Annotated in this window: 25 protein-coding genes; 3 read left to right on the top strand and 22 right to left on the bottom strand. The window is 43.3% G+C overall.

Translation table 11 applies throughout. From position 1 onward, the window contains the following. Positions 1-308: 308 nt before the first annotated feature. Together recU and ABEV15_RS06740 are read left to right on the top strand one after the other, a co-directional pair. On the top strand, positions 309-908 hold the full coding sequence (gene recU, locus ABEV15_RS06745; RefSeq protein ID WP_429630516.1) for a Holliday junction resolvase RecU: 600 nt from the start codon (positions 309-311) through the stop codon (positions 906-908). A 15-nt stretch (positions 909-923) separates the two neighbouring features. Continuing rightward, positions 924-3,569, top strand: coding sequence for a transglycosylase domain-containing protein (locus tag ABEV15_RS06740; RefSeq protein ID WP_498852736.1), 2,646 nt, complete (start codon positions 924-926; stop codon positions 3,567-3,569). A 30-nt stretch (positions 3,570-3,599) separates the two neighbouring features. Here ABEV15_RS06740 and ABEV15_RS06735 read toward each other — a convergent pair whose 3' ends face one another. The 19 genes from ABEV15_RS06735 to ABEV15_RS06645 form a co-directional block, all read right to left on the bottom strand. Further along, positions 3,600-4,091, bottom strand: a complete 492-nt coding sequence (locus ABEV15_RS06735) for a YpoC family protein (protein WP_429630520.1) — start codon at positions 4,089-4,091, stop codon at positions 3,600-3,602. Next, complete coding sequence (gene nth, locus ABEV15_RS06730; protein ID WP_429630522.1) at positions 4,092-4,742, bottom strand: endonuclease III; 651 nt, start codon at positions 4,740-4,742, stop codon at positions 4,092-4,094. A 13-nt stretch (positions 4,743-4,755) separates the two neighbouring features. Beyond that, complete coding sequence (locus ABEV15_RS06725) at positions 4,756-5,427, bottom strand: DnaD domain-containing protein (protein WP_498852735.1); 672 nt, start codon at positions 5,425-5,427, stop codon at positions 4,756-4,758. A gap of 69 nt (positions 5,428-5,496) precedes the next feature. Then, positions 5,497-6,789: an asparagine--tRNA ligase gene (gene asnS / locus ABEV15_RS06720; RefSeq protein ID WP_429630526.1), complete on the bottom strand. Its 1,293-nt coding sequence runs from the start codon at positions 6,787-6,789 to the stop codon at positions 5,497-5,499. A gap of 115 nt (positions 6,790-6,904) precedes the next feature. Then, positions 6,905-8,086 carry a pyridoxal phosphate-dependent aminotransferase gene (locus tag ABEV15_RS06715; protein ID WP_429630528.1) on the bottom strand — a complete coding sequence of 394 codons (1,182 nt, stop codon included), beginning with the start codon at positions 8,084-8,086 and terminating at the stop codon, positions 6,905-6,907. Then, a complete protein-coding gene (locus ABEV15_RS06710; protein WP_429630530.1) occupies positions 8,083-8,571 on the bottom strand; it encodes a cell wall elongation regulator TseB-like domain-containing protein in 489 nt (162 codons plus the stop codon). The genes ABEV15_RS06715 and ABEV15_RS06710 overlap by 4 nt, the downstream gene beginning before the upstream one ends. A 6-nt stretch (positions 8,572-8,577) precedes the next feature. Beyond that, entirely contained in the window at positions 8,578-8,748 is a 171-nt protein-coding gene (locus tag ABEV15_RS06705) for a YpmA family protein (RefSeq protein ID WP_003394607.1), read from the bottom strand. 185 nt (positions 8,749-8,933) lie between these two features. Next, the gene (locus ABEV15_RS06700) at positions 8,934-9,692 is read right to left on the bottom strand and encodes a ComEC/Rec2 family competence protein (RefSeq protein WP_498852734.1); all 759 of its coding nucleotides are present in this window, start codon (positions 9,690-9,692) and stop codon (positions 8,934-8,936) included. Positions 9,693-9,726: 34 nt separating this feature from the next. Continuing rightward, complete coding sequence (gene dinG / locus ABEV15_RS06695) at positions 9,727-12,372, bottom strand: ATP-dependent DNA helicase DinG (protein ID WP_498852733.1); 2,646 nt, start codon at positions 12,370-12,372, stop codon at positions 9,727-9,729. Positions 12,373-12,425: 53 nt separating this feature from the next. Beyond that, on the bottom strand, positions 12,426-12,809 hold the full coding sequence (panD, locus tag ABEV15_RS06690) for an aspartate 1-decarboxylase (protein WP_003394601.1): 384 nt from the start codon (positions 12,807-12,809) through the stop codon (positions 12,426-12,428). A gap of 12 nt (positions 12,810-12,821) precedes the next feature. Beyond that, positions 12,822-13,670 (bottom strand): pantoate--beta-alanine ligase, encoded by an 849-nt coding sequence (panC, locus tag ABEV15_RS06685; RefSeq protein ID WP_498852732.1) that lies wholly within the window; start codon positions 13,668-13,670, stop codon positions 12,822-12,824. After that, a complete protein-coding gene (gene panB, locus ABEV15_RS06680; protein ID WP_429630539.1) occupies positions 13,667-14,503 on the bottom strand; it encodes a 3-methyl-2-oxobutanoate hydroxymethyltransferase in 837 nt (278 codons plus the stop codon). Before panB ends, panC begins: the two co-directional genes overlap by 4 nt. 228 nt (positions 14,504-14,731) lie before the next feature. Continuing rightward, the gene (locus tag ABEV15_RS06675) at positions 14,732-15,721 is read right to left on the bottom strand and encodes a biotin--[acetyl-CoA-carboxylase] ligase (RefSeq protein WP_498852731.1); all 990 of its coding nucleotides are present in this window, start codon (positions 15,719-15,721) and stop codon (positions 14,732-14,734) included. Beyond that, on the bottom strand, positions 15,682-16,875 hold the full coding sequence (locus tag ABEV15_RS06670; protein ID WP_429630544.1) for a CCA tRNA nucleotidyltransferase: 1,194 nt from the start codon (positions 16,873-16,875) through the stop codon (positions 15,682-15,684). The genes ABEV15_RS06675 and ABEV15_RS06670 overlap by 40 nt, the downstream gene beginning before the upstream one ends. Further along, complete coding sequence (gene bshA, locus ABEV15_RS06665; RefSeq protein ID WP_429630546.1) at positions 16,875-18,005, bottom strand: N-acetyl-alpha-D-glucosaminyl L-malate synthase BshA; 1,131 nt, start codon at positions 18,003-18,005, stop codon at positions 16,875-16,877. Before bshA ends, ABEV15_RS06670 begins: the two co-directional genes overlap by 1 nt. Beyond that, positions 18,002-18,703 carry a bacillithiol biosynthesis deacetylase BshB1 gene (bshB1, locus tag ABEV15_RS06660; RefSeq protein WP_498852737.1) on the bottom strand — a complete coding sequence of 234 codons (702 nt, stop codon included), beginning with the start codon at positions 18,701-18,703 and terminating at the stop codon, positions 18,002-18,004. The genes bshA and bshB1 overlap by 4 nt, the downstream gene beginning before the upstream one ends. Further along, positions 18,703-19,110 carry a methylglyoxal synthase gene (gene mgsA, locus ABEV15_RS06655; protein WP_429630548.1) on the bottom strand — a complete coding sequence of 136 codons (408 nt, stop codon included), beginning with the start codon at positions 19,108-19,110 and terminating at the stop codon, positions 18,703-18,705. The genes bshB1 and mgsA overlap by 1 nt, the downstream gene beginning before the upstream one ends. A gap of 12 nt (positions 19,111-19,122) precedes the next feature. Beyond that, on the bottom strand, positions 19,123-19,917 hold the full coding sequence (gene dapB / locus ABEV15_RS06650) for a 4-hydroxy-tetrahydrodipicolinate reductase (protein WP_429630550.1): 795 nt from the start codon (positions 19,915-19,917) through the stop codon (positions 19,123-19,125). Then, positions 19,914-20,246 (bottom strand): nucleotide pyrophosphohydrolase, encoded by a 333-nt coding sequence (locus ABEV15_RS06645; protein WP_429630552.1) that lies wholly within the window; start codon positions 20,244-20,246, stop codon positions 19,914-19,916. Before ABEV15_RS06645 ends, dapB begins: the two co-directional genes overlap by 4 nt. Positions 20,247-20,364: 118 nt before the next feature. Here ABEV15_RS06645 and ABEV15_RS06640 point away from each other — a divergent pair, with 118 nt between their 5' ends. After that, positions 20,365-21,225 (top strand): YitT family protein, encoded by an 861-nt coding sequence (locus ABEV15_RS06640; protein WP_498852730.1) that lies wholly within the window; start codon positions 20,365-20,367, stop codon positions 21,223-21,225. Positions 21,226-21,247: 22 nt separating this feature from the next. Here ABEV15_RS06640 and ypjB read toward each other — a convergent pair whose 3' ends face one another. The 3 genes from ypjB to ABEV15_RS06625 form a co-directional block, all read right to left on the bottom strand. Next, positions 21,248-22,021 (bottom strand): sporulation protein YpjB, encoded by a 774-nt coding sequence (gene ypjB, locus ABEV15_RS06635; protein WP_498852729.1) that lies wholly within the window; start codon positions 22,019-22,021, stop codon positions 21,248-21,250. A gap of 66 nt (positions 22,022-22,087) precedes the next feature. Continuing rightward, on the bottom strand, positions 22,088-22,657 hold the full coding sequence (gene lhaT, locus ABEV15_RS06630) for a lipoprotein heptaprenylglyceryl N-acetyltransferase LhaT (protein ID WP_498852728.1): 570 nt from the start codon (positions 22,655-22,657) through the stop codon (positions 22,088-22,090). A gap of 58 nt (positions 22,658-22,715) precedes the next feature. After that, entirely contained in the window at positions 22,716-23,483 is a 768-nt protein-coding gene (locus tag ABEV15_RS06625; RefSeq protein ID WP_498852727.1) for a c-type cytochrome, read from the bottom strand. Positions 23,484-23,490: the final 7 nt, after the last annotated feature.

Genomic DNA, 23,490 nt, shown 5'->3' with positions numbered 1-23,490 from the left:
CATGCCGAGCACACTAAAAGAGACAGGGGATCACGTTCCCCCTGTCTCTTTCTCTTCATTCATTTTATCTAAAATAGAAATCGCATCAATTAAATCTTTTTGAAAATGAGCCACGGTGTATCCTTGAAACCGCTTCAAACAGCGCCTCGACTTTTTTGTATATTCGAATTTTTGAATATACATATACACAAAATATTTATATCACCTTCCTATTTTCATGTTAAAACATCTTTCTTTTTCTAATTTTCGAGCAAATGACGAACAACCGAAACATATGGTATAATGGTGAACATTCAAGGGGGGATGATATGTTTAAATATCCGAATGGGCGAGCGTATGAGAAAAAAGAAGATGAACGCACGTTGCGTGCTAGCGCTGCGGAAACGTATGGAAATCGCGGAATGACGCTCGAGGCAGATTTAAACGAAACAAACGCCTATTACTTAGCTCACGGCATTGCTGTCATTCATAAAAAACCGACGCCGATGCAAATTGTGCGCGTCGATTACCCGAAGCGAAGCGCTGCCGTCATTAAAGAAGCGTATTTTAAGCAACCGTCAACGACGGACTATAATGGGGTATACCGTGGGAAATATATCGACTTTGAAGCGAAAGAAACGCGGAATCGTACCTCGTTCCCGCTTCAAAATTTTCACGATCACCAAATCGAGCATATGAAGCAAGTATTAGCCCACGGAGCCATTTGCTTCGTGATTTTGCGTTTTACGACGCTCGATGAAACGTATTTACTCGACGCACATCACCTCCTTGAATATTGGGAGCGCAAGCAACAAGGTGGGCGAAAATCGATGACAAAAGCGGAAATCGAACGACACGGTCATCTCATTCCGCTTGGCTATCATCCACGAATTGATTATATTCAAATAGTGGACAAACTATATTTTTAGAATAGGGGGAACGATATGGCGAATTATCGTTCACGAACAGAACGAAAACAATCGGAACAAAAAAAACAACGTCCGCGTGAGCGAGGGCGTTCAATGGTGAAAAAAATTATGCTTATTATACTGTTGATCATGACGATTGGCATGTTTTCAGGTGTCGCAGCATTTGCTTGGATGATTAAAGATGCACCGCCACTCGATGAAACGTTGCTGCGCGACCCTTTAGCCTCAGTCGTGTACGACGTGAACGGTAAAAAAGTGGCAGAGCTAGGGCAACAAAAACGCATTTACGTGTCGTATAACGATATTCCGAAAGTGCTTGAAGAAGCTGTGCTCGCTACAGAAGATGCCCGCTTTTACGAACATCATGGGTTTGATATTGTGCGCTTTTTCGGAGCCGTTTTAGCAAACATTCGCGAAGGATTTGGCGCTGAAGGTGGAAGTACAATTACCCAACAAGTCGTAAAACTTTCCTTTTTAACGCCTGAAAAGACGTTGAAACGAAAAGTGCAAGAGCTATGGCTCGCCATTCAGTTAGAGCAAAAATACTCAAAACATGAAATTTTAGAAATGTATTTAAACAAAATTTATTACTCAAATCGGGCGTACGGTGTAGCTAAAGCAGCGGAAACGTACTTTGGCAAAAGCGATTTATCGAAATTGACGCTTCCAGAAGCGGCATTGCTCGCCGGCATTCCACAAAGCCCGAACAATTACAATCCGTTTACGCATCCTGAAGCGGCGGAAAAGCGGCGAAATACAGTATTGTCGCTTATGGCTGAACACGGGTTTATTTCGAAAGAAGAAGCGGAAGAAGCGAAAAAAGTGCCCGTACAGTCGTTATTAACAGAAAATAAGCAGCAAAGTGATATTCCATACGACTCATTTATTGATCAAGTCATTGATGAAGTGACAGAAAAAACAGGTCTTGACGTGTTCACTGCAGGATTGCATATTTATACAACATTAGATCCGAACGCTCAATCATATGTAGAGAATTTATTGAATTCCGATGAAGTCATTCGTACAAATAAAGCTGATTTTCAAGCTGGTATTGCGGTCGTAGATACGAAAACAGGCGAAATTCGGGCGCTTGGCGGCGGTCGCAAAAAAGAAGAAGGGGTAACGTTCGGATTCAACTACGCTACAGATACACGGAAACAACCTGGTTCAACCATTAAACCGATTGTCGATTACGGTCCAGCGATCGAATATTTAAAATGGTCGACGTACCATCAATTAAAAGATGAACCGTACCAATACTCAGATGGAACGCCAATCAAAAACTGGGACGGCAAATACGAAGGACAAATGTCGATGCGAACAGCGCTTGCTCGTTCCCGCAACATCCCTGCCTTAAAAGCGCTTCAAGAAGTCGGCTTAGAGCGAGCAAAGCAATTTGCAAATAAACTTGGCATGGGCTTTAAAGAAATGCACGAAGCATATGCGATCGGCGGCGTCGACAAAGGGGTATCTCCATTACAAATGGCCGGCGCATATAGCGCATTCGGAAACGGTGGCACTTACATTGAACCACATGCCGTAAAAAAAGTCGTGTTTCCAGATGGAACAGAAATGGATCTTCGCCCAGAACCAAAGGTGGCGATGAAAGACTATACGGCGTTTATGATTACCGATATGTTAAAAACTGTCGTTCAGTCAGGAACAGGGACAGCAGCGAACGTACCAGGGCTTCATATCGCTGGAAAGACCGGAACGACAAACTATGATGAAAAAGATCGTCGAAAATACGGTCTTCAGAAAGGTGCCGTACCCGACAGCTGGTTTGTCGGCTATACGCCAAACTATACAGCGGCGATTTGGACCGGTTTTAGTAAAAAAAGCAGCGAAGCATATTTATCAAAACGAGAACAACAATACGCCAAACAGTTGTTTAAACGCGTCATTTCTCACGTCGATGACGGCAGCGGCGGTGACTTTAAACAGCCGAAAAGTGTTGTTAAGCTAGCTGTGAAAAAAGGAACAAATCCGCCAAAACTAGCAAACGAACATACGCCAAAAAGTGAAATTACGTACGAATATTTTGTTCGCGGTTACGGAGAACCAACAGAAGTAGCTGAAGATAAACCAGAAGTCGTCGAACCGGTAAAAGACTTACGAGCACAATACGATCCGACGTCACAAACGATTTCGTTATCATGGTCGTATACGATCGATCCTGAACAAGATGTATCGTTTGAAGTGCGTCAAACAGTAGACGGTGGTAAGCCGACCGTTATTGCAACGACAAAAGATTCACAACTTACCGTCGAAGCAAAAGAAGGCTCCGTGTACTTGTTTGAAGTATATGCCGTCACGGCAGATGGAACGCAAAGCGCACCAGCTACGGCACTTGTGCAAATTCCAAAAGAAGAGCCTGAGCAACCAAATGAATCAGAAGAACTAGACGAAAATGAAGAGCCTGAACAACCGGGAAACGAAGAAACCCCGGAAGAACCGACAAGCCCGACAAATCCAACCGAGCCAAGTCCGAACAATCCGGGAACACCAACAAATCCGACCGAGCCAAACCCAAACAATCCGGAAACACCAACAAACCCGACAAATCCGACAAACCCAAATAACAATTCATCAACAAATTCGTCGGGAGCAAACAATCAACAACGAAATGGAAACAATGACGGGACAACAAATCGTCAATAATAACATGAGAAAAGAGACTGAGTGCAATTCTCAGTCTCTTTTTTGTTGAGCCATTTGTTTATAAAATAGCTTCATGAGTTCGGTAAATAGTTCATCTAATTGAACAAAAGAATGATGAAGGATCGGACGAGCAAAAATAAACGAAAGCCGATCAACGACATTTAACGGGCTGAGCGGGAGCGACCCCACTTCCTTTTCCCAATGGCATATGTCACTTACTGCTCGTTCATTGAGCCAATGTAGCGCACATAAAAAATAGCTTAGCCCACGAACCATCCCATCTTTTGCTTGTTTCGGTTGACGTGCAGCAAATAACGGAGCGAGCTCACGTTTTTCTTCCTCCCAAAGCTGAAATATAGCGGGAAGAGACTGTTCTTTTTGTTGCCACGGCTTCTCCTCTTGTGTCATATCGTAGTAAAATGGCACATGCTTCATCATCATCGGAAACGGTTGGAACGTAGGAACGTCCATTGTATCGGTCGTAAAAAAAAGCGGATGTTGAAACGTTTTTTGAATGATCATTTACCTCTTCCCTTTCATCCGTTTTTTTCCTTCGCGACAAAGATGAAGAAGTGGGCAAATGTCACATTTTGGCGATTGTGCTTTACAGTGATAGCGCCCAAAAAAAATAAGGCGATGATGGGTCACCGACCATTCTTCTTTCGGAATTTTTCTCATCAACGTCTCTTCTACTTCTAACACCGAATCTTTCCAACGGCAAATCCCAAGTCGTTTACTGACTCGTTCGACGTGCGTATCTACAGCAATGGCTGGAACGCCGAATGCGACAGAGACGACAACGTTTGCCGTCTTGCGCCCAACGCCCGGGAGCTTCATTAGTTCGTCACGACTTTGTGGCACTTCCCCGTTATATTGCTCTAGTAATATACGACATAGTTGCTGAATGTTTTTCGCTTTATTCCGGTATAATCCGATGGAACGAATGTCTTGTTGGAGCTCCTCTAACGAAACGGATACATAATCTTCCGGTGTTTTATATTTTTCAAATAGTTGCTTCGTCACTTTATTGACGAGCGCATCTGTGCATTGAGCCGATAAAACAACGGCGATTAATAGTTCAAACGGATTGCGATGAACAAGCTCACAATGAGCGTTCGGAAACATGTTTGCGATCTCATCTAAACAGTAGCGAATTTGTTGCTTCGTTAGCATGTAACCATCCTTTCTACGACTGTTCAAGCCAATTATAAATCGGAACGGTTGGTTTATATGGTTGGTCTTGCTTCACTTGATGTTTGCGAAACTTTTTTGCATGCTGTTGCGCTTGTTCAATTGTTTTAATTCCATTCTTTTTCCATTCAAACAAAATGCGGTCGATGTAGCGGAAATTTAATTTTCCTGATAAGACAGCCTCACGCAATGCTGCTTTAATGATGAGCGGATCATGTTCATCTTGATCCATCCACATCGCCAACGTTTCACATTCCATCGGTGAAAGCGGACGGCCAAACTCATGTTCAAAAACAGTATACAATTGTTCTTCTTGCTGTTCCTCTTGTTTCCGATCTTGAAAGACGGTGCGAATAAGCTTTTCCCAAAGCGGATCAAGCGAGTAACATTCGCTGCGAATATTGTTGTCCATGCGTTCTTCAATCGCTAAAAACCCTCTTTGAACAAGCTTTCGCAATTGTTGCATGCACACTTCTGAGGAAATGGTCATTCGTGCAGCAATTTCATCTGGGGTCGGAAATGAAACTCCTTGCTCAAGAAACGAATGAATGTGTAAAAGCAGCATAAATTCTGTTTCATTTAACCCAAGCGTTTTATAGCTCGTTAATAATAACCGTGGAATCGCAATACTTCCTTCGCGAAAAAAGCGAATCATTTCATTATCCATATCAAACACCTCACGCCCTATTATACCATAAAACAAATCCCCCATGTGTACGCACGGGGGATTTCATCATCATGGATATAAACGATTTAATAAACGCGGGAATGGGATCGTTTCACGCACGTGTTCGACACCGCAAATCCAAGCAATTGTCCGTTCAAGCCCCAATCCGAAACCAGAGTGTGGCACAGAGCCGTATTGGCGAAGCTCTAAATACCATTTATATGCATCAAGCGACAATTGATGTTCTTCTAACCGTTGTTTTAATAAATCATAATCGTGAATGCGCTCCGATCCACCAATAATTTCGCCGTATCCTTCTGGAGCGATTAAATCAGCGCAAAGAACGACTTCAGGACGGTTTGGATCTGGCTGCATATAAAACGGCTTTAATGTCGTTGGATAATGCGTAATAAATACCGGCTTATCGAAGCTTTCCGCAATGGCAGTTTCATGCGGAGCGCCAAAATCATCGCCCCATTGAATGTCGTCAAATCCTTTCTCATGAAGAAGCTGAATCGCTTCATCATACGTAATGCGCGCAAATGGCGGCTTGACATTTTCTAGCTTAGACGTATCACGACCGAGCGTTTTTAGTTCTAGTTGGCAATTTTTCAATACTGACTGCACAATATGAGAAACGTATTGTTCTTGTACTTGTAAGTTATCTTCAAATTGATAAAACGCCATCTCTGGCTCAATCATCCAAAACTCAATTAAATGGCGGCGCGTTTTTGATTTTTCCGCGCGGAACGTTGGCCCGAACGAAAATACTTTGCCAAGCGCCATCGCTGCCGCTTCCATATATAGTTGTCCACTTTGTGAAAGATACGCATCTTCATCAAAATATTTCGTATGGAACAATTCTGTCGTTCCTTCTGGTGCACTTCCTGTTAAAATTGGCGGGTCCACTTTCACAAAGCCATTTTCATTGAAAAATTCATACGTCGCCCGAATGACTTCATTGCGAATTTTCATAATCGCATGTTGCCGTTTTGAACGGAGCCATAAATGGCGATGATCCATTAGAAATTCGATCCCATGCTCTTTTGGTGTAATTGGATAATCAACAGCCATATGAATAAGTTCAATATTTGTGACAGAAAGTTCGTATCCAAACGGTGAACGGGCATCTTCACGCACAACACCTGTGACATATAGCGAACTTTCTTGTGTTATGCTTTTAGCGGCTTGAAATACGTCGTCGCTCACTTGTGCTTTTTCAACAACCCCTTGAATAAAGCCTGTTCCATCGCGCAATTGTAAAAAAGCGATTTTTCCGCTTGAGCGCTTGTTCGCTAGCCAAGCGCCAATCGTTACTTCTTGTCCTACATACTTATGTACTTCTGCAATCGTCGTTTTCACAAAAAGTCCCTCCAAAGACGTTCAACTACTATGTACATCATCAATATTATACATTTCGCTAAAAAAACGCAAGATGATCTATGCTTGCTTGAACGAAAAAGGCTAGTCGCATCGACTAGCCACGTGCTTTAATAAACGCTTCGATGCGATCTAGTGCTTGATGAAGTAAATCAAGCGATGTCGCATATGATAAGCGCACGTTATTTGGAGCGCCAAATCCTGACCCCGGAACGAGCGCGACTTTTGCTTCTTCAAGCAGCGCTTCAACAAACGCATCGACACTTTCGTATCCCGTCATCGTTGCTGCCTCTTTCGCGTTCGGGAACAAGTAAAATGCACCTTGTGGCTTGACGCACGAAAAGCCAGGAATTTGAATAAGGCGATCGTAAATAATATTTAATCGTTCTTCAAACGCTTGACGCATTTGTTCGACCGGCTCTTGTGGCCCGCTATATGCCGCAATGGCTGCATATTGTGCAATCGATGTTGGATTTGACGTACTATGGCTTGCTAAATCTGTCATCGCACGAATGATGTCGGCATCCCCTGCTGCATAACCGATTCGCCATCCTGTCATCGAATGGGATTTGGATACGCCGTTAATAATGATCGTTTGTTTTTTCAATTGTGGTGAAAGTTGGGCAATGGACACGTGCTCATGTCCACCGTAAACAAGTTTTTCATAAATTTCATCAGAAACGATCAACACATCGTGAGCTAAACATACGTCTCCAATCGCCTGCAATTCTTCTTTCGTATAAATGACGCCCGTTGGATTGCTTGGCGAGTTAATAATGACTGCCTTCGTTCGTTTGGTGATCGCCTGTTTCAATTGCTCTGGTGTAATTTTGAACTCATTTTCTTCAAGCCCTTCGACATAAACAGGCACTCCACCCGCTAGTTTCACTTGCTCTGGGTAGCTCACCCAATAAGGCGTTGGAATAATCACTTCGTCGCCCTCGTCTAAAATGACTTGAAATAGTGTGTAAAGGGCATGTTTCGCTCCAACACATACAATAATTTCTGACGGTTTATAGTCAAGTTGTTGATCACGTTGAAATTTTTTTATAATCTCTTGTTTTAATGTCGCCAATCCGCCAGATGGCGTGTATTTCGTATGTCCATCATACATCGCTTTTACAGCTGCTTCCATAATATGTTGAGGTGTATTAAAATCCGGTTCACCTGCACCAAGTCCGATGACATCATGTCCCGCTGCTTTTAGTTCTTTCGCTTTTGCCGTAATGGCAAGCGTTGATGATGGCGTTAACGCAGCAACACGTTTCGCTAACTTCATACATCCTTCCCCCTCGCAAAGTGATATCTTTTCAAAAAGGCCCCGTCTTCAAAGCGGACATAATAAAACGAGTAACGGTCTCGTTCGTCAATATATGTAATTTCCCAAAGCGGGATCCCTTTTTCCATTCCTAATTTTACTGAAACGACTGTTTTCGGGTGATATGGCTGTACGGCAGAGAGCGCCTGTTGTCTCGTTATTCCTTCAGAAACATGGCGTACATCGACTACTTTCCCTTTTTCCGTCACCCATACAATCATTTGTTCGCCTTCATCATTTTTCCCTATCACGACGACGTATACATCGCTTCCTCGATACGTGTACACGTCAGTCACTTCGACAATTCCTTTTTGCTCAGCCTGTTTGATCGCACGTTGCTCGTCGGCATTTTTAGATGATAACGCATCGCTATATGCGTCGACATATGCCCATAACGCAGCAAATAAAAGGCATGCAAAAGCAATGACTACCTTTTTCACCCTCATCCCTTCTTACGTTCGATAAATCGTAAACACAGCCTTTTCCTTGTTTTCTTCATCAAGCGCTAATCCGAACATTAAGTCTTTTTCTTTTAACGTACGGTTTAAACAATCAACAATTTTGTATAAATCTGACGAGTATTGAACCTTTACAGTTGCTAATACTTCAATTTTACTTTCCACGACCCGATCCTCCATGTGCACAAATTTTGTTACTTATATCGTCCGTTCCCGACGGAAACAATACAACTACACACCGATCAAGGTGTATAAACATCTTCATTGTAGCAACCGTTTCCTACATTGGTCAATTCGAATTAAAAAAAATTCCTATCGTACACACCGTGGGCCGAGCGTTGGCCCTTTTTTTAAAACGTCATGACATCATATTCCTCTAAATTACATTTTACAACAATAACGTCAAAACGCTCGGTTTCATAACAATCAATCCAGGCAGCATACAGCCGTTTAAGCAATCGTTCATTCGGCAAACTTCCGCGTTTTTTGAAAATAATCGCCACTTGCGGATCGACATGTTTTAAAAAAGATGTACGCGGGTAATCATTGACGCCGAAATGAGCAATTTTTAATATGTTTACATCACTAAGCGGCATCGTCATCAACTTTTGTTCCACATCGTCGCTCGCATGCGCCATATATAAAAGGCGAAGACGCCCGTACTGAATCGACATTGTTACATCTCCATTGTCAATATAGAGTGGCTGCATCCGAAAATGGGGAAACGGTTCATACACCTTTTGTTCTTTCCATTCGCTCACCACTTTCGGATCGTACGTTTGTTCAATCCATTTCACATTGCCGATATATTCCCGATCATCGCTCGTTAACAAAAGTTCGTCGATTTCGGTAATATGGAAATGTTCAAACCATCTTTTTAGTTCGCGTTCTGTATGCGGAGCCCCTGTATTTAACAATACCGTTTTTCCGCTTGCGTGTTTGAATAACGTCGCTTCCCCATCACTAAGCGGCAAAAAAATAATCGCCATTTCTTCTTCTTCGAGCATCATATCAATTTTTTGAATATGCCCCGCTGATGTTGAAGGATGCATTAAACTATTGCATATCAAAAATAATAACACCCATTGCAAAACGCCCACTCCCTTCATCTACATCTTTTATCTTTTACCGATGAAGGGAAAATTATATCCACTCATTGACGTACTGTAAAAGTTCTGCAAGCGGGGCATGATATATTCGAATCGACGGCAATGATTGTAAAAAATATTTGCTGTATGATGCTGTTAACAAACGTTGGTCTAAAACAAAAATGATGCCACGATCTTCTTTTGTGCGAATCAATCGCCCAAATCCTTGTTTAAATCGCAAAATCGCTTGGGGCAGCGATAAATCGTAAAATGGATTTCCCCCTTTTGCACGAATATAATCGCTTTTTGCTGCAATAACCGGATCGTCTGGCGGAGCAAATGGCAACCGGACAATAACAACGCACGTGACCTCATTTCCTGGGAGGTCTACCCCTTCCCAAAAACTGCTTGTACCAAACAAAATAGCTTGCTCGAATTGTTGAAAATGTCGTGTTAATTTGGCGGCATTTCCACCGCTTACTCCTTGGGCAAGCAATACAAATGATTGCTCGTCATTGAGCTGTTTTGCGAAGGTATACGTTTGTTTCAATAGCTCATATGACGTAAACAATACAAGCATGCGCCCTTTCATATGTTCAGCAATGCGAATGATTTGCTGCGCGGCTTGTTCAGCATATTGCTCAACAGTAACAGAAGGAAACGTCGGCACATCGCTTGGTACCATAAGCGCAGCTTGTTTTTCATATGAGAACGGCGATGGAATGATACGCGTTAACGGATAAAAGTCATCTAGTCCAAGTCGCGCAATCATAAATGAAAAGCGATCGTTTGTCGTTAACGTGGCCGAAGTTAAAATGACGCTTCGCTTACGTGAAAATAATTGATCGGCAAAAAAATGAGCTAAATCAAGCGGCTGAGAAATGACCGTAACGGCATTAACCGCTGCTTTTGCATCTACTTCTAGCCAGCGAACAATATCATCGTCATCGCTCATTAATAAATGTTGTAACGTCGACAAGACGTCAATAAAAGTAGTAAAAGGTTTGGCATCTTCTTTTTGCATCTCATCGATCATATATGACAGCTGTTGCACATCGCTCATGATGCGCATCAGCAGTTCAACGATTCCGTTCCACTCTTTTCCGTACTCTTTCCACGGAACGAAACGATAGCGAATGCGTCCGTCCCCTTTTTGCCGTCGCAATACATAATGGCGAAGTGATTGAAATAGTTGATTCAGTTCATACTCGATATCAGCAAGAAATGAACGAAGTGCTCCCATTTGTTGTATAGTAGCGATGTCGTTCATCCGCGTCCATAATAAACGGACGTACTCATATGAAACGTGTCTTCCAAAAAAATGGGCTGCGACATCTTCTAAATGATGCGCTTCATCAATGATTAATTGTTCGTACGAAGGGAGAAACTTTTCATCTGCAGTTAAATCATGCATGACAAACGAATGATTTGTAATAATTAAATGAGCGTGTTTAGCCCTTTCTTTTGCGCGTATAAAAAAATCGTGCTCATCATTCGTTTCATCGCTATGCACGTCTTCCCAAAACAATGCGCCTCCTGCAGTCAAGTTTAGTTCATCGACATCCCCTGTCTCCGTCTCTGTTAACCAAACGAGCAACTGACATTTTGTTAAAGCAATATCATAGTTTGTATCCACATGTTTTAACGTTCGCGCAAATTTCCGCGCGCTAATATAGTTTCGTTTTCCTTTTAAAACAGCGGTTATACACGAAAATGGGACGAGCTGTGCGACACGCGGTAACTCTTTTTCAACCATTTGCTTTTGCAATTGCAGCGTATGTGTGCTAATCACAACAGGTCGCTGCTGCTTCACCGCATAAAACGCTGCTGGAAGTAAATACGCCATCGTTTTTCCGATGCCTGTTCCCGCTTCAATTAGCGCATGTTGACACGTTTGTAACGCCTCGTTGACGTCGCTCATCATTTGTTGTTGCCCGTGGCGATATTCATACGGTGCAGCAAACGGACATGTCGCAAGCCATTGTGAAAAAGACGGAATATGTTCATGACGGTCAGCCCGTTTTGGCGAAAGCCATTTTTTTAAAGCGATTCCTTCATATTCAACGAATGATTCGTCCGTTGGAAGCGAGCGCTCTTTTTGTATGATAAACCGATCGAGAAGAGCGGTCAAATCGCTTTTTAACGGCTGGCTATGTCGACGCAATTGCTTTAAAGTGACAAGCGGTAAACGAGATAGCTTGTGAAGCAAATAAAGAAGAAGTTGGGCTGTCGCTTCGGCATCGTAATCAGCTTGATGTGGGCGATCGTGCGCAAGCGACAACGCTTCAGCTAAATGACTAAGCTTATAACTAGATTGTGTCGGCATAAGAAAACGCGCTAGCTCGACGGTATCTAAAAGCCGACACGTCGGCGGTTGTACACCGCTTCGAATAAACTCCTCTTGCAAAAACGCCCAATCAAAATGAACGTTATGCGCAACAAAATACGCCCCTTCCCATTTTTCAACAAGCATCGGGGCAATATGATGAAACGGCGGGGCATCATGCACCATCGTATGATCAATGCCCGTTAACTGTTGAATAAACAGCGGAATATCCCGCTCTGGCTGAATGAATGTTGAAAAACGTTCGCAAACTCTGTCGCCCTCGATGACGACAAAACCAATTTGAATGATGCGATCTTCTTTTTTCGGGGCATTTCCTGTCGTTTCAATATCGACGACGACAAAGCGATCATTCATCTTTTTTCACCTCACATCTGTGTAACAAACAAAAAGAGGCGGCATGGCTCCCGTTATAAAACGGTCGCTGCCGGCTCTTGTACGATGAGTTCTTTAATGCGGTTGTGCTCGTCCATAATCGCAATTTTCGGGCGGTGAGACGCCAATTTTTCTTCTGGTACGAGCACGTATGAAATGACGATAATAATGTCATCTTTTTGAACAAGACGAGCTGCCGCTCCATTTAAACAAAATACACCGCTTCCTCTTTCACCAGGAATAATATATGTTTCGAATCGTGCCCCATTATTGTTATTGACGATTTGTACTTTTTCATTTGGCACCATGCCGACTGCATCTAAAATATCTTCATCAATCGTAATGCTGCCAACATAGTTTAAATTCGCTTCTGTAACGCGAGCACGATGAATTTTAGCGTTCATTAATGTGCGAAACATGGTGTTGCCTCCTTATTGTACGTTCATAACGATATTATCAATCAAGCGAGCGTTTGTAAACCGCACAGCGAGGGCGATAATGAATTTTCCTTGTAACATTTCAAGCGGTTTCAACTGTGGATACGAATAAATTTCCACGTAGTCGATGACACCGGTTGTATGTTGTTCGAGATGATGTACAATCGCTTGCCGCACCTTCTCTACGTCGCGTTCTCCTGCTTCAATTAATGATTTACCTTTTTGTAAAGCTGCATATAACGCAGGGGCTTCTTGTCGCTCACGCTCGCTTAAATACACATTGCGCGAACTTTTAGCGAGTCCATCTTCTTCACGCACTGTCGGAACAGCAATAAGTTCAATAGGAAAGTGAAAGTCGCGAATGAGCCCATCGATCACCGCCACTTGTTGCGCATCTTTCATCCCGAAGTACGCGCGGTGAGGCATGACGATATGAAACAGTTTTGTTACAACGGTTGCGACCCCATCAAAATGTCCAGGGCGCGACTTTCCACAAAGCACATCAACGCGCTCGTGTACCTTTACCGTTACAGACGGCTTATGCGGATACATTTCATGAACAGATGGATAGAAGATGATATCAACGCCCGCCCGTTTAGCTATTTCATGATCGCGTTCAAAATCGCGCGGATAACGATCAAAATCTTCATTCGGGCCAAATTGAAGCGGGTTGACGAAAATGCTTAAAACAACGATATCGTTTTCCTCTCGCGCTTGTTTTAATAACGCAACGTGACCTTCGTGCAAGTAACCCATCGTTGGCACGAAACCGATTGTTTTTCCTTTTTGCCGTTCATCCATCATGCGCGCTTGCATCTGTTCGATTTTTTCGATTGTAATCACGATTGTTTCCCTCCGTATAACGCTAGCCATTGTTGTTCATTCATCGTAAATGATTGCTCATCACTCGGAAATTGCCGCGTTTTGACATCAGCAACATACTCAGCAAGCGCTTGTTGCATCGTTTGTTGCACGTTTACATATTGTTTAACAAACTTCGGTACACGTTCTACACCATACCCGAGCACGTCATGATAGACGAGCACTTGTCCATCCGTTCCTACCCCGGCACCAATGCCGATCGTCGGAATCGTTAATTGCTTCGTGATCGCTTCACCGAGTTGTTTCGGCACACATTCTAAAACGAGTGCCATCGCTCCTGCTTGCTCACACGCTTTTGCTTCTGCTAAAAGACGTCGAGCGCTTTCGGCATCTTTTCCTTGTACTTTGTATCCACCTAATACCCCAACAGATTGTGGCGTTAAACCGAGATGAGCGACAACAGGCACCCCTGCTTCTGTTAAAGCGGAAATGACTTGTAATACAGAACCTGCCCCTTCGACTTTTACAGCATTCGCTCCTGACTGTTGCATGATCGCTTTCGCATGTTGTAACGCATCAGAAAGCGTGCTATACGACATAAACGGCATATCTGTGACGATAAACGTATTTGGTGCGCCACGTCGAACAGCTTTCGTATGGTGAATCATGTCTTCCACCGTCACAGGGATCGTAGAGTCGTATCCTAATACGACCATTCCAAGCGAATCGCCAACTAAAATCATATCAACACCAACTGCTTCGGCAAGCTTCGCTGACGGATAATCATAAGCGGTCAGCATAACGATTGGCTCGTTATTTTTTTTCATGTTGAGAAAATCTAATTTTGTTTTCAATATACATCCTCCTCTCATATACAGAGGAAATGGATAAAAAAAGCCTTCTTTCTGCCAAAAAGAGAAAGAAGGACTTTTTGTTTCGCCCCATCCCTCTGTCCCCGTCCGTCCATCGGATCAAGGCAGAACTTGTAATAGAAATGATATACGAGATGAATGGTGCAGTTCTTACCAAAGATACTGCCCAATTTCAACCGCTTTCATTTTAACAAATCTTTCGGAATTTTCCTACTGTTTTTTTATTTCAATATCTGCTGAGTAAACATAATGAATGGCACCGTCTTCTGTTTGCACTTTTAACGTTCCTGAATCTGTAATGCCAAGTGCAACGCCACGAATGGCGCCGTTTAGCGTACGAGCTACAACATGTTGGCCGATTGTTACTGCGTATCCTTCCCATAACAGTTTAATCGGTAAAAATCCGTGTTGTAAATATTGTTCGTATAATTGTTCTAATTTTTGCAACAACGTTTGAACGATTTTCGGCCGATGAAACGTTCGTCCTGCTTCAATAGCAAGCGATGTGGCAATGGAAGCGATATCGCTTGGAAATTGTTTTTGATTGACGTTCATTCCAATACCAACGATGACGGCATGCACTTGATCTGGATCCGCCTGCAATTCCGTTAAAATGCCAACGACTTTCTTCCCATTGATTAATATATCGTTCGGCCATTTAATATCCGGTACGATATTCGTTACTTCTTGAATGGCTTGTGCAACCGCAACAGCGACTAAAAGTGTCAGTTGGGGGACTTGTTGCAACGGAGTGGACGGACGTAAAATGACACTCATCCAAATACCTGTTCCTTTCGGCGAATACCACGATCGGTTTAAACGTCCTCTTCCTGCCGTTTGTTCTTCAGCAATCACAATCGTACCTTCTTCGGCACCTTCATGAGCGAGTTGGTGAGCAATTTGTTGTGTTGACGGTACGCTTTCTTGATCATATATATTCCAGCCAAAACGCTTCGTTTTTAATCCTAACTGCAATTCGTTCGCATTAAGTTTGTCAGGCATTTGTTTGAGACGATAGCCGAGACGCCGGACAGCCTCTACCTCAAACCCTTCTTTCCTGAGATCTTCAATATGCTTCCAAACGGCCGTTCGTGAGCAACCGAGCTGTTCGCTAATTTTTTGTCCGGATAAAAATGTTCCGCCTGCTTCTGTAAATAGTTTTAGCAATTGTTTTCTCGTCTCTGATTGCACACCGCCCACTCCTTTAACTTCTCTTTCTCATTTTCTACTTCACGATGAAGCACCGCCCGCTCGATTTTTTGAATCATTTCAGCTAACCACGGACCTGCTTTTCGTTCAAATAACGCAAGCAAATCGTGACCGTTGATCGCTAGCTCTTTCCGATCGCGAATTGGCAATGTCTCCCATCGTTTCAACAACTGCTGTACATGCGGTTCATCACCGTGAAGCGCTGCCCGTATATGCTCAATGTACGGAATGTATCGCCCATACTCATACAATGCATCTATTGTCCAATCATCAATCGAATGAATATGCTTCAACGCCTGCAAACAAATCGTAACATCACGAATTAGATGGTTTGGCAATTTCCATTTTTTCAGTTCTTGGTAATCGAGCTGAACGACGTATGCCAATCGTGCCCATGCTTCGATGCGATGAACGGGAACAAGCGCATAGGCGCCTAGCTGAGCAAGCTGCTCTTTTTTTGTAGCGAGTTCCGGCAAATAAGCGAACAAATTTGTTTCGATTAAAAGTTCGATCGCTTTCGACATAAACGGACCGAGCAATAACTTTTCAAATTCAACAGCAATGCGCTCAACTGCAATATGTTGCAGTAAATGTCCGTATTGTACAATGGCTTGTTTCGTTCCCGTTGATAAAGAAAAGCCGAGTTGGCTAACAAACCGAAGTGCTCGCATCATCCGCAAAGCATCTTCGTTAAAGCGTTCTGCCGCATTGCCAACCGTTTCAATGATGCGTTGTTTTAACGCCTCGATTCCTCCAAACGGATCAATCATTTCACCATGTTCATTCATCGCAATCGCATTCATTGTAAAATCACGCCGCTGCAAATCTTCATAAAGGGAGCGGACGAACGTGACATTTTTCGGTCTTCGATAATCTTCATAACGTCCTTCTTTTCGAAATGTCGTCACCTCATATGAAACGCCGCTCTCAATGACCATTACCGTTCCGTGCGCAATGCCAACAGGAACCGTTTTCGGAAAAATTGCCATCACTTCTTGTGGATGGGCCGATGTCGCAATATCAATGTCACCGATCGGCCGCTTTAACAAATAGTCACGTACTGCTCCACCGACAAAATATGCTTCATGTCCGTGACGCTTTAACGTTTCAATGACAGAAAGCGCCTGTCGAAACTGTTCGTTCATCATTCATCCCCTTTAAGTTGAAAATAAATATGTTCATATTGTGCCACGATTCGTTCGGAATAAAATTTTTCATACACTGTTTCATAAGCCTTTTGTCCCATCGCTTTGCGAAGGTTCTCATCTGTCAATAGGCGGAGCGTTTGATGCGCTGCATCATTTACATCACCGAGCGCACATAAAAAGCCGTTTTTCCCATCTTCAATAACTTCCGGAATACCACCGATGGCGGTCCCGACGCAAGGAACGCCACAAGCCATCGCTTCAAGCAAAACGAGACCGAAACTTTCTTTTTCTGATAGTAATAATTTCACATCGCTGATCGAATATAAATCCGCTAAATTTTTTTGCTTTCCTAAAAAGCGAACATGGTCAAATAGTTTCAATTCGTTGACGAGACGGCAAACGACCGTCATTTCTGGCCCGTCACCGACAAGAAGCAGCTTCGCAGGCACTTGTTTCACAACGAGCGAAAACGTACGAACGACATCGCATACCCGCTTCACTTTACGAAAGTTCGAGACGTGAATGACTACTTTTTCATGGGGAGCGATGCCGTATTGGCGGCGAAGTTCTTCGTTTCGCTGCCTGCTGTATACACGTTCGTCAACAAAGTTATACACCGTTTGAATCGACTTTTGCACATCAAGCAACTCATACGTTTGAGCGGCCAACGCGTGCGATACTGCTGTCACGACATCGGATTGTTCAATGCCGAATTTAATCAAGTCGCTTAATGACGGATCGTATCCGAGAACAGTGATATCTGTACCATGTAACGTCGTCACAATTTTTAAATGGTTGCCGACCATTTGTTTCGCTAAAAAGGCACAAAGGGCGTGGGGAACAGCATAATGCGCATGGATAATATCTAGCTGTTCACGCTTAGCCACTTCTGCGATTTTACTCGCCAACGCTAAGTCGTATGGCGGATATTGAAATACCGAATACGGATTGACTGTCACTTCATGATAATAAATGTTCGGATACACTTTATTGAGTCGAAATGGAATGCTTGATGAAATAAAATGAATGTCATGTCCGCGTTCAGCAAGCATTTTTCCTAATTCCGTCGCGACAACTCCAGAACCGCCGACGGACGGATAACAAACTATTCCTATTTTCAGTTTCATCGTTCTTCCCCTAACAAATCATGTACAAGTATAAGTGGTTTTTTTGTCATAAATCCTTCCGCAAACGAGACGCCAACTTCTTTGCCAAATAATCGTTCGCGGCTTTCAACGGTTTCAATATAGCCGTTCGTCAACGGTGTGTCAACTGAGTCGCTCTTTCGTTCAAACTGGCTTTCATACGCGCGTAAACTCGCCAACTTTTTGTCGATTGTATCACTAATATCGACGACAAAATGAGGGCGATGAAAACCGTTGATCATATAAAAATAAACGGCATGTACGCGATGAGGAGGCAGCTGCCGGCGATCTTCATAACGGCAAACAGCCGCTGAAAACACCGCTTCTTCTACTAATTTTGCACATTGCCCATGATCGGGATGGCGGTCTTCCCAATACGGAGCAAACACAACTTTCGGTCGATATGTCCGAATGACTGTCACGATCGGATCAATATGCTCTTTTTGAACAGTTAGTCCACGGTCAGGAAGTTTGAGCTGTATGCGTGTGCGAACACCGAGAATGTCAGCTGCCCGCTTCGCTTCTTGTTGTCGAGTATGTACCGTTCCGTTTGATGATAATTCTGCTAACGTCAAATCGCATATGCCGATGTCATACCCTTGTTGCGCGTATTTCGCAATCGTCCCGCCCATGCCAATTTCGACATCATCTGGATGAGCCCCAAATGCTAATATATGCATCATGCTTTCCCTCGCTTCACAATATTTCGCCACGCAAAATCGCCTCGCTCTAAACCGTGTATAAGCACTTCAGCTGTTCCTATATTTGTCGCCAACGGAATAGAGTGGACGTCGCAAAGACGAATAAGGGCGCTGACATCTGGTTCGTGCGGTTGCGCTGTTAACGGATCGCGGAAAAAAATAACCATATCCATGTCGTTATTCGCAATCATCGCTCCAATTTGCTGATCGCCACCGAGTGGACCGGATTGAAAACGATGAACGGAAAGTCCAGTCGCTTCTTGAATGCGCAATCCTGTCGTACCAGTCGCATATAGCTCATGTTCAGCTAAAATATGTTGATAGGCGGTCACAAACTGAATCATCTCTTCTTTTTTCTTGTCATGCGCAATTAACGCAATTTTCATGAGCCTTTCCCCCTATTCAATCAAATGCTCTAATCCGTACACAAGCGTTTCTAGCTTCATCACCGTTTCGACAGAAAAGCGAACGCCTGACATAAATGATGCGCGGTTAAATGAATCGTGACGAATCGTCAACGTTTGTCCATCGCCACCAAAAATAACTTCTTGATGCGCCACAAGCCCCGGCAAGCGAACGCTATGAATGCGCATGCCATCATACAACGCACCGCGAGCGCCATCGATCGTTTCTTCTTCATTTGGATGCCCTTGTATGAATGAAGAACGAACTTGTTGAATAAGCTGAGCGGTTTTTAACGCTGTACCAGACGGGGCATCAAGTTTTTGATCGTGATGAAGCTCAATAATTTCAACATGCGGAAAATATTTTGCTGCCATTTGCGCAAATTTCATCATTAAAATGGCTCCGATAGCAAAGTTTGGGGCGATAATAGCACCAATTTTTTTCTCTTCCGCTAACTGCGTGAAACGAGCCAAGTCATCTTCTGTAAATCCCGTCGTACCAACAACCGGACGGACACCGTAACGCAAAGCGATTTCCGTATGGCGTTTTCCGACTTCTGGCGTCGTTAAATCAATGAGTACATCGGCCTGTACCGTTTGTAAACAACGTTCCAAATCGGTGAAAATCGGTGCGTCGATCGCTGGAAAACCGTCAAGCTCCGCCAACGTTTTTCCTTCGTTCATCCGGTCTACAACCGCTACAAGTTGAAAATGTTCTGTATGATGAACGAGAGAAACAGCTTCTCGTCCCATTCGTCCACGTGGCCCTGCAATAACAATTCGAATCATTGTTCCTCTTCCTTTCTTGTCCAACGGTCGCGATCTCGCATTTGAAATTTGTTCATCACTGCATCGTGCGCCTCTTGTAAATCGATATGTAACGAATTCGCCATACATATGAGGACGAACAATAAATCGCCTAGCTCCTCTTGAATTGTTTTTTCTTGTTCGTTTTTCTTTTTTGGTTTTTCTCCGTAATAATGGTTCACTTCACGCGCTAACTCGCCTAATTCTTCTGTTAAACGAGCAAGCATCGCAAGCGGGCTGAAATACCCTTCTTTGAATTGTCCAATGTATGCATCGACTTCTTGTTGCAATTGTCGCATCGTTTTTTCCATGACGTTCACCTCTTACATTCATGTTAGCTAAAAGTGGAGCATTTGACAAATGTTTTTGACGGGTACCGCCACATTCCTCTATAATAAAAAACGCAGTCATATTCAAGGGGTGAAAACGATGAAGCTTAAAAATGTCGCATTTATTTTGCTAGGTTCTGCTATTTTTGCGTTCGGGCTTGTTCATTTTAATATGGAAAATAAATTAGGGGAAGGTGGCCTTACAGGTATTACCCTTCTTTTATACTTTTTGTTCGGAATTGATCCTTCCATTTCAAACTTAATACTCAATGTCCCGCTCTTTTTTATCGGATGGAAACTGCTCGGGCGAACGACGTTTTTTTATACGATTCTCGGAACGGTTAGTTTATCTTTGTTTCTTTGGATTTTCCAACGATACGGATTTCATATTCCGCTCAATAACGACTTGACGTTGGCGGCATTATTTGCAGGTGTTTTTATCGGCGTAGGCCTCGGTATTATTTTCCGCTACGGAGGAACAACGGGCGGCGTCGATATTATTGCGCGGCTTGTCTATAAATATAAAGGCATTAGTATGGGGAAAACGATGTTTATGTTTGACTCGTGCGTCATTGCTCTCTCGTTGCTCACGTATTTACCGTACCGCGAAGGCATGTATACGCTCGTTGCGGTGTTTGTTGGTGCGCGCGTCATTGACTTTTTGCAAGAAGGTGCATATGCAGCAAAAGGAGCGACCATTATTTCTGAAAAGAGCGATTTAATTTCAGAAAAAATTATGAAAGAAATGGAACGAGGCGTTACAATTTTAAAAGGAATCGGTTCCTATACAAAACGAGAACGCGATGTTTTATATTGCGTTGTTGCGAAAAACGAATTATCGCGGTTAAAGGCTATTATTACTTCCGTTGATCCGCATGCATTCGTTGCGATTAGCGACGTGCACGATGTTCACGGCGAAGGATTCACATTAGACGAAAATAAACAGCCGATACATGAGTAAAAGCGTCCGACATCGGACGCTTTTATTGTTTCTCGCGCATCATTTTTCCTTCTTTTTCCCCACGATATTTCCGCCAACCTACGTACGTTAATGTCATGATGATCATGCCGCCAATCGACGACATTACCCACCAAAGCGATGGAAGCGCCGTCTCTTTTTTTCCATCCGCAAACAGTGCTTGTAAATCTTCTTCCATTTGACGTAACTCTTTCATTCGTTCTGTTGCATGTAGTTGGCGAAAGGCGGGAGCTTCTAAAAGGGAAATATGGGCCGATACACGTTGAACTTGTTCATGATCAGCGTTAATTTTTACGCTCGGTTCAATGAGTTGATATTGTTGCAAAAATTGGTGAAACGCTTGTTGAAACGATTGTTCATCTTCCCTTTCCATCGCTTGTTTCATCTTTTCAAACGCCGACATAACAGCATATTTCATTTCTTTCCAAAGCGGTTGATGTTTAGCTTGAACCGCATCCACAGCGAGACGAAATTGCGTCAATTGATGAACTCGTTGCTCCATCGGCACGCTCGATGCAGTGACCGCTTTCAACGCTTCTTCATGCGTAGCTGTTAATACATATATAACGTCCATTGAATGAATATCTTCACGAAATAAGGCTAATTGTTGTTCAAAGTATTCTAAAAGCTGCTTCGCTTCTTGCAATCGAGCATTTTTCGTTAACTGAAGCGCTTCATCAGAAATTTGGTCAAGTTTGTCCCATTCATGCCCGTTTGCATATACGGTATACGGAAATAAATAAATGATGATAAACATCATGACGAGTCGAATACGCATCTCCTTGTCCCTCCTTACGATCTTATTATTGAATATATGATCGCAAAAAGAGACATAGACCACGATTTATCGTCGGCGTGAAAAAATGTACGCTACCGCAATCGAAGCGATGCTTAACCAAAATGTAAAATAGCCGATTTGTGACGTATATTGCGTCAACATCCGATATTGTGGCATCATGCCAAACACGTAATCAATTACGTCATTGTGCAATGTCCAAATTGCAGCAATCACAACATGACCAAATGACATGCGATACTGTGGGGCATATAGCACTGCTTGCACCGCCATCGCTCCGTGCGATACAACGAGCATCCATCCCGCCCAACCGAGTTCTCCTGTCACAATAAATACAAGCATGTTCATGACAACAGCCCAAATGCCGTATTTCACAAGCGTGACAACCGCCAACGCTTCCATTAGCGGCCAATGTGTATGACGAAGCCACGCAATTAAAACAAAAACAAAAAACAAACTCGCTGTTGGGCTGTCAGGCACAAATAGAAGAAAAATCGTTGGCGTTTCGGATAATTGCGGCGCATACCATATGTAACCATAAATTGTCCCAATGACATTGACGACCAATAATAGCATAAGAAACGAGCGATGCATCAACCAATCACGTATGTACAGCATACATCAAACCTCCCATATGTACAAAAAAGCTGACTGAACATCAGTCAGCTTTCATCAATTATTCCGCTTTTAAACCTGCGACAAACTCTGCAAGTTTCTTCAACTCTTCATCTGTTCCTTTAAAAATGCCAGCAGGCATGCTACCTTTACCATTTTTCGCAATGTCGGCAATTTCTTCAGGAGATAACCCTGTACCAACAAGCGATGGTGCAGCTGGACCACCTTGCAAGTTTTCACCGTGACATGTTAAACATGTGTTTGCTTCTAAAATTTTATATCCTTCTGCATTTTTGTCGATCTCTACTTCTGCGCGAATTTTTCCTTGTTCAGCCGCCGCTTCCCAGTCGTGCGTGACGACAGATTCCCATGTTAAGAAAATAATTGCAGCAAGCGCAAGCAACATCATACCGACAGCAACCGGACGCTTCGATGGGCGACGCTCCGGACCGCGATCTAAAAACGGTGCAAGCAATAACGCTCCGAATGCAAGTCCAGGAATAATAATTGCTCCAACAACCGTATACGGACCAGATGCGTATGAGTACTTCAATAGCTGGTATAAGAATAAAAAGTACCAGTCTGGAAGCGGAATATAGCTTGTATCTGTCGGATCCGCAATCCGCTCAAGCGGCGACGGATGCGCAACGGTTAAGCATAAAAAACCGATTAAAAAGACGGAGCCGACCATCCATTCTTTTAATAAAAAGTTCGGCCAAAACGCCTCTGTTTTCCCCGGATATTCGGAATAGTCCTTCGGAATGTTCGGCTTGCGCGTAGCAGGCACGCGCGAGTCGCCGACAAATTTCATCCCTTTTCCGCGATGCATAGCGTTC

The organism is Bhargavaea massiliensis (assembly GCF_050480245.1).
Classification (GTDB): domain Bacteria; phylum Bacillota; class Bacilli; order Bacillales; family Anoxybacillaceae; genus Anoxybacillus.
Note: the sequence above shows the minus strand (reverse complement) of the source record. Positions and strands in the feature narration are given on the sequence as shown.

What these genes read in the sequence shown, in the direction of transcription:
- ABEV15_RS06725 (WP_498852735.1), bottom strand. Translation starts at nt 5,427, where the DNA reads ATGGATAATGAAATGATTCGCTTTTTTCGCGAAGGAAGTATTGCGATT.
- ABEV15_RS06625 (WP_498852727.1), bottom strand. Translation starts at nt 23,483, where the DNA reads ATGCATCGCGGAAAAGGGATGAAATTTGTCGGCGACTCGCGCGTGCCT.
- ABEV15_RS06740 (WP_498852736.1), top strand. Translation starts at nt 924, where the DNA reads ATGGCGAATTATCGTTCACGAACAGAACGAAAACAATCGGAACAAAAA.
- bshA (WP_429630546.1), bottom strand. Translation starts at nt 18,005, where the DNA reads ATGAAACTGAAAATAGGAATAGTTTGTTATCCGTCCGTCGGCGGTTCT.
- recU (WP_429630516.1), top strand. Translation starts at nt 309, where the DNA reads ATGTTTAAATATCCGAATGGGCGAGCGTATGAGAAAAAAGAAGATGAA.
- ABEV15_RS06645 (WP_429630552.1), bottom strand. Translation starts at nt 20,246, where the DNA reads ATGGAAAAAACGATGCGACAATTGCAACAAGAAGTCGATGCATACATT.
- lhaT (WP_498852728.1), bottom strand. Translation starts at nt 22,657, where the DNA reads ATGCTGTACATACGTGATTGGTTGATGCATCGCTCGTTTCTTATGCTA.
- dapB (WP_429630550.1), bottom strand. Translation starts at nt 19,917, where the DNA reads ATGATTCGAATTGTTATTGCAGGGCCACGTGGACGAATGGGACGAGAA.
- panD (WP_003394601.1), bottom strand. Translation starts at nt 12,809, where the DNA reads ATGTTTCGCACATTAATGAACGCTAAAATTCATCGTGCTCGCGTTACA.
- ABEV15_RS06710 (WP_429630530.1), bottom strand. Translation starts at nt 8,571, where the DNA reads ATGAGGGTGAAAAAGGTAGTCATTGCTTTTGCATGCCTTTTATTTGCT.
- ABEV15_RS06735 (WP_429630520.1), bottom strand. Translation starts at nt 4,091, where the DNA reads ATGATCATTCAAAAAACGTTTCAACATCCGCTTTTTTTTACGACCGAT.
- ABEV15_RS06670 (WP_429630544.1), bottom strand. Translation starts at nt 16,875, where the DNA reads ATGAACGAACAGTTTCGACAGGCGCTTTCTGTCATTGAAACGTTAAAG.
- mgsA (WP_429630548.1), bottom strand. Translation starts at nt 19,110, where the DNA reads ATGAAAATTGCGTTAATTGCGCATGACAAGAAAAAAGAAGAGATGATT.
- ABEV15_RS06640 (WP_498852730.1), top strand. Translation starts at nt 20,365, where the DNA reads ATGAAGCTTAAAAATGTCGCATTTATTTTGCTAGGTTCTGCTATTTTT.
- ypjB (WP_498852729.1), bottom strand. Translation starts at nt 22,021, where the DNA reads ATGCGTATTCGACTCGTCATGATGTTTATCATCATTTATTTATTTCCG.
- bshB1 (WP_498852737.1), bottom strand. Translation starts at nt 18,703, where the DNA reads ATGCATATATTAGCATTTGGGGCTCATCCAGATGATGTCGAAATTGGC.
- ABEV15_RS06700 (WP_498852734.1), bottom strand. Translation starts at nt 9,692, where the DNA reads ATGAAGGGAGTGGGCGTTTTGCAATGGGTGTTATTATTTTTGATATGC.
- nth (WP_429630522.1), bottom strand. Translation starts at nt 4,742, where the DNA reads ATGCTAACGAAGCAACAAATTCGCTACTGTTTAGATGAGATCGCAAAC.
- ABEV15_RS06715 (WP_429630528.1), bottom strand. Translation starts at nt 8,086, where the DNA reads ATGAAGTTAGCGAAACGTGTTGCTGCGTTAACGCCATCATCAACGCTT.
- dinG (WP_498852733.1), bottom strand. Translation starts at nt 12,372, where the DNA reads ATGAATGATCGCTTTGTCGTCGTCGATATTGAAACGACAGGAAATGCC.